Source organism: Salinihabitans flavidus, assembly GCF_900110425.1.
In the GTDB taxonomy this organism is placed as follows: domain Bacteria; phylum Pseudomonadota; class Alphaproteobacteria; order Rhodobacterales; family Rhodobacteraceae; genus Salinihabitans; species Salinihabitans flavidus.
In genome coordinates this window covers 1-7,473 of record NZ_FODS01000059.1, presented here as the reverse complement: position 1 = coordinate 7,473, position 7,473 = coordinate 1, and the positions used below count along the sequence as shown (strand labels likewise).

The following is a 7,473-nucleotide window of genomic DNA, read 5'->3' as shown; positions in this document are numbered from 1 at the left end:
TTGCAGTAAAATACACTGACGAGAAGAAAAATTTTGTCTCGGAATCATCCGTTTACCGGATCCTGAAGGCGGAAGATCTGGTCACGGCACCGGCGCATATCGTGATGAAGGCGGCGAACGAGTTCAAAGACAGGACCACGCGGCCCAACGAACTCTGGCAGACGGACTTCACCTATCTCAAGGTCCTGGGGTGGGGCTGGTTCTACCTGTCGACCATTCTGGATGATTACAGCCGATACATCATCGCCTGGAAGCTCTGCACGACGATGAAGGCAAAGGATGTGACCGACACGCTCGACCTGGCACTGGACGTCTCGGGCTGCGACAGCGCAACCGTTGTCGCCAAACCAAGACTGCTCAGCGACAACGGCTCATCTTACATCGCGGGCGACCTGGCAGATTATCTCGACGACAAGGGCATGGACCATGTCCGCGGCGCGCCCTACCACCCGCAGACCCAGGGCAAGATCGAGCGATGGCATCAGACCATGAAGAACCGCGTGTTGCTCGAGCACTACTTCCTGCCCGGGGATCTCGAACGCCAGATCAGGGACTTCGTCGAATACTACAACACCCGCCGGTACCACGAGTGCCTGGGCAACCTGACGCCTGCCGACGTCTACTTCGGCAGGGGAGAGAAAATCCTGAAACAGCGAGAGGAGATCAAACGCAAAACCATGCTTACGCGGCGCTTGCGCCACGAAACTGAAACCGCATAATCTAAATCAAGGATGGGCCAGAGCCTCCAATCCGAAAACCGCTCAAGCGTCCCAAATTATCTGACGACGTACAGTCATCCCCTTCGGGGTCGGGCTTCATCAGGGACTGCCAGCGGGGAGCGCCGGAGCTTGCCGGCCCACTGCTAATGGGGTTTACGGGCGTGGTCGGAGTGATCCTGACGCTCTTCCTTCCCTGCGATCAGGGCTGCAGGCCATTTACAAGCTTGCGGGGGGACGCTGCACATCTTCATCGCTATTTCATCGCGATTCCGATGGGCTTCGCCATCCTGATCGGTATCCTGTTCGCAGGACGACGGCTCCGTGTGCATCCCGCGCTCGCATGCTATGCTTATGTCACCACGGCGGGGTTCGGTCTCGCTATCGCAGGTCTCATGGTCGGTCTGGCGGGGACGGATGACGTTGGTCTCGTCGAACGCGCGCTGACCTGGTCCTATCTTCAGTGGTATGCTGTCACCCGGCTGACGATATGGCATTGGGCGCGTTGGTCCGGTTTTGCACTTTTCATCTTTCATGGGTGTGCGTTTGGCAGGTCGCCGAACCACGGCCGGTTACCCAGATGATCAGCCAGCAGATCGGCGCACGACAGCAGCCCCTCGCTTTCCAGCGCCAGAACCGTCGCCGCGACGAAAGTTTTACCGATGCTTGCCGCGAGCATCAGGGTCTCGGGGGTCATGGCGCGGAGGTTTTCGACATCGGCAAGGCCAGTCGCGGCGGTTGCCACCGTACCATCGGGCAACACGATCGCCACGGTCGCGCCCAGAAAGCCATAGCGTCCTTGGACGACTTCAAGCGTTGCTTCCAGCCGTGCGGAAAGGTCGGTGGCGCCCTGCGCCCTTGCGGGTGTGACCGCACTCACGATTGCGATCATGCCGGCTGCGACGATAATCTTGCACATCCGTCTACTCCGCCGCCGTGGTGGCGGAACCGCGGCTTGCTGGCACGACCTCGGTCACGGCGCCCTCACGGGAGAACATCGTGGCGCGGTTCCACCACACGACGATGACGGCCACGACGACGAGAAGAATCGTGTCCCAGGGCTGTGCATCGGGCCAGAACGGGTTGATCAGTTGCCAGTGGAACAGCATAGGCCACAGAAGGCTGCCCCGCGCGCTGTTGAAGATCGGTGTGATCAGCACCGCGAGCGTCACGTTGCCGATGAAGAACGGAAGGAAATTCCAGTCGGAAAAAACCACGCCGGAAAGGAAGAACGCCGGCAAATGCCATAAGCCCCATGTCGCGCCGATGATCAGGCCCGTCCAGATCGGCGCCATATGCCGCTGCAACAAGGGTTGCATCACCCCGCGCCATCCGAATTCCTCAATCGGGCCCAGAAGGAGCATCATGAAGAGCACCGCCACGACCGGGCCCACCCCTTCGGGCGGCAACGGCGCGAGGACCGGACCGCCCTTGATAAGCGAACCGGCAACGAACACCAGCGGCAGGAAAAGCAGGATGAAGGCCACCCAGCCCGCGGAGCACCGCCATAGGAGGAGCCGGGACAGGAAGGCCCGGATACCGGATTTGCCTGAATAGAAAAACAGAACCACGAAAGCCGCGAGTGCCGGTGACCATGTCGCCACGAAAAAGAACGGATGCGAGCCACTGATCTCGCCGAATGTGGCCGTCGCCACTTCGGGGGCGACGATGTAGACCCCGATCAGCCCCCAGGTGATCACAAAGGTTATGCCGAGGAAGGCGGCGAGCGCCGAGGATGGTATTCCAATCGGGCGAATCTGCCGTGGCTCAGTTTGCATTGAAAACTCTCTGCGGAGCGGACCAGTCTGAAACGCAGCTTAGCCTGTCTGAAAGTGACCGTCGCTGATCTTGATCAACGTTTGCAGGTCTCGCTTCTGCGCGAACGAAAATGGACGTAACGCGCCAACCCCTTGCCCCAGCTTTGCAAGGCGTGGTTTTTTGCTCTGCGCGAAGCGGTATGTCGTGTTGGCCAGTTCTTCAGCCGACTCTTTCGATTTCCGGCACTGACCTTCATCGCCGCGCGAAGCTTTGCCCCGAAAGCCAGCCAGCGATCCACCCGCCGAGATGCGCCTCCCAGGCGAGGCCGCCGGAGAGGACCACGAAGAAGACGATATTGGCGACGACCAGCGCCAGGATCGCCATGACGACCGGCTGCAACGCAAGCCCGGATCGCCGCCGCATCCGGTAATCCGTGGCCTGCCAAAGGCCGATCAGACCGAAGGCCGCGCCGGATGCGCCGATCATCGGCGCGGTGCTGGAGGATATCAGTCCGAAACAGGCCGCACCGCCGACAGCCGACAGCAACAGAACCAGCAGTGTCCTGCCCGCCCCGACATGGTTCGAGACGAACTTTCCCAGCGACAGCAGGATAACGCCGTTCAGGGCAAGGTGCATGATCCCGCCATGCAGAAAGGCGTGAGTGATGAACATCAGGACGGTCTGACCCGGATAGACCGGCGGCACCGCACCCGAGAGAACCGGCTGCCAGAATGCTCCGAGCACGAAGGCGGGCCATCGCAGGTTCTCCGGCCCGAAAACGCCGGATTGCGAAAGGCTCAGAACCAGTTCGATCGCGGCCATGACGCCCACAAGAATCCAAAGGAACCTCGGCGCGCCGGCCTGAGGCGCCTGACGGGGCGGCTGCCGGTCTCGTGGGAATGTAAAGCTCATGTCCGGGAGATAGCCCTTCGCGGCGAGAGGGCCAAGGACGAACCGTTGGATCGGTTCACGTCAATGGGGTATATGGGCCGGATTTGGTATCCTTTGCCCGATTATTCGATCCGGTCCCCGTATGAAGGCGATAGCCGACCTGCAACCGTAGTCGGGGAACCTTCTGGCGAGTCCTGATCTGCTCCGGTCCGAACCGTCGGCGTTGCTTGATCGACGCCGGCAATCAATCAGATGGCCGGCGCCGACGCATTGTCCAAAGGCCTCCCATGGTCCTGACGTCGCATGGAGCTTTGCCTAATCCGCGTCATCGGATCTTCGCAATCCCTTGTCCAGCACCGGTGACACGGACCGCGGGTCAATCTCCCACTGAGGCCTCTATGCAGCTTTAGGGACATGCTGCCCGGTAATAGGTGCCGTCACCTCGGGCGTAGGCGCATGTGTTGTTTTGGGTGTTCTGTGCCACAACTGTACCCGCTGCGGCGCCCCCAAGCGCAGAGATCAGGCGCCATTCGTCACTTGCATCCAAGGCGTCAGCCGTGATCAAACCGGCCGCCGCGCCACCGGCCGCGCCGGCTACGGTGCGTGCTTCGGGGGACATTGCTTGACAGCCGGAAAGTGCCAAAACGCCAGATGCGATCAAACCCATAATCCAAGTCTTCATCTCATGCTCCTCTAATGTTGTTTGTGCCCGTTGATCCCGTCGGACGGAATACCGGCATCACTGACGCAACGTGATTGTCAGAGTATTGTTCCATATTGTCGGGCAAAAGCATCTGGCGCCCAGGGATGTGCAACCGGCATGGAACCTTTCATCATCCCGCGCATTGTATTGATGGAAGCGAGGGCAAACTCCCTTCCCCTCGGAACGCACTTTCTTGCGTATCCCGGCCCTCGCAACCTGTCCCTGCCTCCCCGCCGGCTTTTGCCGGCGGGGCTTTCTTCTTTCTGAGGGGCGCCCGGGGATAGAGGCGCCAGCTTTTACGGCAGTTTCCCGCCGAATCAACGGTGTGAAGGCGGTGATCCGCGTTCTCGCGAACAGACCCGGAACCTGATTGCACACCGCGCGTTTTCGCATGGACTGGCCCGTTGGGCCGGTTTGGAGACCACCAGACGAAGGAGATTATCTGATGCGACTCAATGCAACGAGCCTGGCAATGTCCGCCATTCTTGCCGCTGCACCCGTTGGCTTCGCCAATGCGGCCGATGTAGACGTAGACGTTGATGCAGGCGCTTCAACCTCGGACAACGCCGGCGGCAGTGCGTCTGCCAGCGCGGACACGCGCACTGGTGCTTCCGCAGGAAACGGACTGGCCGAGATCAATACCTATGGCGAGTTGACCTCAACCCTGAAGGCCGGCAATTCCGCAGAGCCGGGCGAGATTGAAGCCCTCGAGGGTGAAATCGAGGTCGACACGGTTCTTGTCTCGAGCCTTGAAGGGAACGCCGACACAGATGCGCCCGCGCTTGACGAGGCCCTTTCCGCGGAGAAGATGAAAACCGATTCGGCACAAGAAGCCGTCCGCTCCAACCAACAGATCGAAGCGGCCGTCAAGGCTGAAGGCTACCACATCGATCAGGTGGTTGCGGTGCAGATCAAGTCGGACAGCGAGGTCGTCGTGGTCATTGACGACCGCGCCTGACCGTTTGTGGCGCTCTCTTCCGAGAGACAATATCTTGCCCTCGCGCATACGTGCGCGGGGGTTATTTTTTTCGTAAGCGTCCGGTCAGGCCGCCTTATTCGACCAGTGCCAAGGCAGGAGATCATCTACGCGGGTGATCTTGTAGTCGGGGATGCAGGCCAGCGTATCGGCGAGCCATCTCTGCGGGTCCACACCATTCAGCTTGGCGGTCTCGATCAGGGTGTAGGCGATGGCGGCGGCGCGGCCGCCGGTCTGCGATCCGACGAACAGGTAGTTCTTGCGTCCGATGGCCACCGATCGCATGGCGCGCTCGGCCGTGTTGTTGTCCAGTTCGAGGAAGCCGTGGTCGAGATAGGGCCGAAGCCGCTTCATGCGCGTCAGTCCATATCGGATCGCCATGGCCAGCGGCGACTTGCCCGAAACTGTCGGCAGTTGGTCGTGTAGCCAGCCTTCCAATTCGTCGAAGATCGGCGCCGCCTTCGCCTGCCGGATCTCGACGCGCTGGTCAGGTGGCGATCCTCGCGCTTCCTTCTCGACCGCATAGAGCTGCGCTATGCGTCGGATGGCACCGTCGGCGATGGCCGACCCCTGGGCCCTGTGGACATCGACGAACTTGCGCCGGACATGGGCCATGCAGGCGACCTCGTGGATGTCGCTGGATCGGTAGATGTCCTCGAACCCAGCATAGCCGTCGGCGTGCATCCAGCCTTGATAGCTTGCCAGATGATCCTTCGGATGTTGGCCTTTCCGATCGGGCGAGAAGCAATACCAACTGGCGGGTGGAGCATCGCCATTCCAAGGCCGCTCGTCCCGACCATAGGCCCAGAGACGCGCTGTCGCCGTCTTGCCGGTGCCGGGCGCCAACATCTTCACCGGGGTGTCGTCCGCGAAGATCGCCTGTCCGGCCAGCACATGCCGCCCGATGGCATCGGCGAGCGGTTCCAGCAGTGCGGTGGACTTGCCGACCCAATCGGCCAGTGTCGAACGGTCGAGGTCGAGCCCCTCGCGCTCGAAGATCTGGCTCTGGCGATAGAGCGGCAGATGGTCGGCGTATTTGGAGACCAGAACATGGGCCAGCAGGCCAGGGCCGGGGCGACCGCGCTCGATCGGTCGCGATGGCAAAGCAGCCTGGGTGAAGGCTTCGCAACCGGAACAGGCCATGCGGGGACGGACGATCCGGTTTACGATGAACCGGCCTGGCACATACTCCAGCTCTTCGGTCACATCCTCGCCGAGGCGGCGAAGGGTTCCGCCGCAATGGGCACAGTCCTCGTCGCCAGTGATCAGCTCGATCTCCTGGCGCGGGATGTGATCGGGGATGGGACGGCGCTTCGGCTTGTCCTTCTCCTCTTCATCCGGGAGCCGCAGCTTCGCGGTCATCTTGGCGACGGCGACCTCGCTCGCCTCGAGCGCCAGCTGAAGCTGTTCGATCGTCTCCGACGAGGTGCCAAAGCGATGGCTGCGGTGACCGGCCAGCTGGTGACGCAGCTTCTCTATCAGCATCGCCTGCGACTTCACCTCGGCAAGCAGAAGCGCCGTGAACCGTCGTAGTTCCTCGGGATCTTCCGGCAGGGATTTGGCAACGTCCAGCATGGCTAATCATAGCAAAACAGGAGTGAGACAGGAATCCCGAACCCGCCATCGGGACCGATTTATCCCGCCTTGAGAGGCGTCCAGCTTCGTTGTGGCAGACGCCAGTCGATCCCTTCCAGCAGCATCGCCAGCTGCGCCGGCGTCAGCGCGATCTTGCCCTCCTTCGCCGACGGCCACACGAACCGGCCCTTCTCCAGACGCTTGCTGAACAGGCATGCACCCTGGCCATCCCACCAGATGATCTTGATCAGATCACCGCGTCGACCGCGGAAGACGAACATGTGCCCGGTGAACGGGTCCTGCTTCAGCACCGTCTCCGCCTGGGCCGCGAGCGTGGTGAACCCGCGCCGCATGTCCGTCACGCCTGCCGCCAGCCAGACCTTCGTGTTCGTCGGAACCGGGATCATCCGGATAGACCCCGGATCAGCCGGGCCAGCGCCTCGGGATCGTAGGCCCCGCTGATCCGCAGCTTATGACCACAGGCGGTGTCGATCTCTATCGCGCCTGTCGGGGGGACGGCGTCTGTGGCGGCGCTGCTATCGTCGTGCATGGGGCGATCAACGATCTCGACGGGAAGGAAACAGGCCGCATCTGGCTCCGCCAAGGGCTCTGGCGCATAGCGCGGGTCGCGCAGCCACTTGAAGATCAGGTTGGCGTTCATCGCGTAACGCTGTGCTACACGCGCAACCGACACGCCCGGTGCCGTCGTCTGCAAACAGATCGACCGCTTCTCCTCGTCCGTCCAAAGCCGCTTCGTCCGACGCGCCATCACGCCCCCATAGTGTCCACTATCTCGTAGTGGACACTATCGATCACCCTCTATGCGCGGCAGAGCAGTGACGCCGGACGCTTAC

At 61.6% G+C, this 7,473-nt stretch carries 9 protein-coding genes; 2 read left to right on the top strand and 7 right to left on the bottom strand.

Annotated features, from left to right (window positions below; genetic code table 11):
- The coding region (locus BMW66_RS19600) for a DDE-type integrase/transposase/recombinase (protein WP_139196191.1) at window positions 1-719 on the top strand (719 nt) is incomplete at its 5' end.
- Window positions 720-1,248: 529 nt separating this feature from the next.
- On the opposite strand, the gene BMW66_RS19590 is transcribed toward BMW66_RS19600, so the two are convergent.
- From BMW66_RS19590 to BMW66_RS20725, 4 genes are all read right to left on the bottom strand, one after another.
- Window positions 1,249-1,635, bottom strand: coding sequence for a serine hydrolase (locus BMW66_RS19590; RefSeq protein ID WP_245729572.1), 387 nt, complete (start codon window positions 1,633-1,635; stop codon window positions 1,249-1,251).
- A gap of 4 nt (window positions 1,636-1,639) precedes the next feature.
- Window positions 1,640-2,494: a CPBP family intramembrane glutamic endopeptidase gene (locus tag BMW66_RS19585; RefSeq protein WP_093120844.1), complete on the bottom strand. Its 855-nt coding sequence runs from the start codon at window positions 2,492-2,494 to the stop codon at window positions 1,640-1,642.
- Window positions 2,495-2,726: 232 nt separating this feature from the next.
- A complete protein-coding gene (locus BMW66_RS19580; RefSeq protein WP_093120843.1) occupies window positions 2,727-3,386 on the bottom strand; it encodes a rhomboid family intramembrane serine protease in 660 nt (219 codons plus the stop codon).
- Between the two features lie 385 nt (window positions 3,387-3,771).
- A complete protein-coding gene (locus BMW66_RS20725; protein WP_425441344.1) occupies window positions 3,772-3,984 on the bottom strand; it encodes a glycine zipper 2TM domain-containing protein in 213 nt (70 codons plus the stop codon).
- 529 nt (window positions 3,985-4,513) lie between these two features.
- Here BMW66_RS20725 and BMW66_RS19570 point away from each other — a divergent pair.
- Window positions 4,514-5,026: a hypothetical protein gene (locus tag BMW66_RS19570; protein WP_093120841.1), complete on the top strand. Its 513-nt coding sequence runs from the start codon at window positions 4,514-4,516 to the stop codon at window positions 5,024-5,026.
- Between the two features lie 84 nt (window positions 5,027-5,110).
- Here the strand turns inward: BMW66_RS19570 and tnpC are convergent, their stop codons facing one another.
- Genes tnpC through tnpA form a run of 3 tightly spaced genes read right to left on the bottom strand, consistent with a single transcriptional unit; the run spans window position 5,111 to window position 7,388 of the window.
- The gene (gene tnpC, locus BMW66_RS19565; protein WP_093120839.1) at window positions 5,111-6,619 is read right to left on the bottom strand and encodes an IS66 family transposase; all 1,509 of its coding nucleotides are present in this window, start codon (window positions 6,617-6,619) and stop codon (window positions 5,111-5,113) included.
- 59 nt (window positions 6,620-6,678) lie between these two features.
- Entirely contained in the window at window positions 6,679-7,026 is a 348-nt protein-coding gene (gene tnpB, locus BMW66_RS19560) for an IS66 family insertion sequence element accessory protein TnpB (RefSeq protein ID WP_093120838.1), read from the bottom strand.
- On the bottom strand, window positions 7,023-7,388 hold the full coding sequence (tnpA, locus tag BMW66_RS19555) for an IS66-like element accessory protein TnpA (RefSeq protein WP_093120836.1): 366 nt from the start codon (window positions 7,386-7,388) through the stop codon (window positions 7,023-7,025). Before tnpA ends, tnpB begins: the two co-directional genes overlap by 4 nt.
- Window positions 7,389-7,473 lie beyond the last annotated feature (85 nt).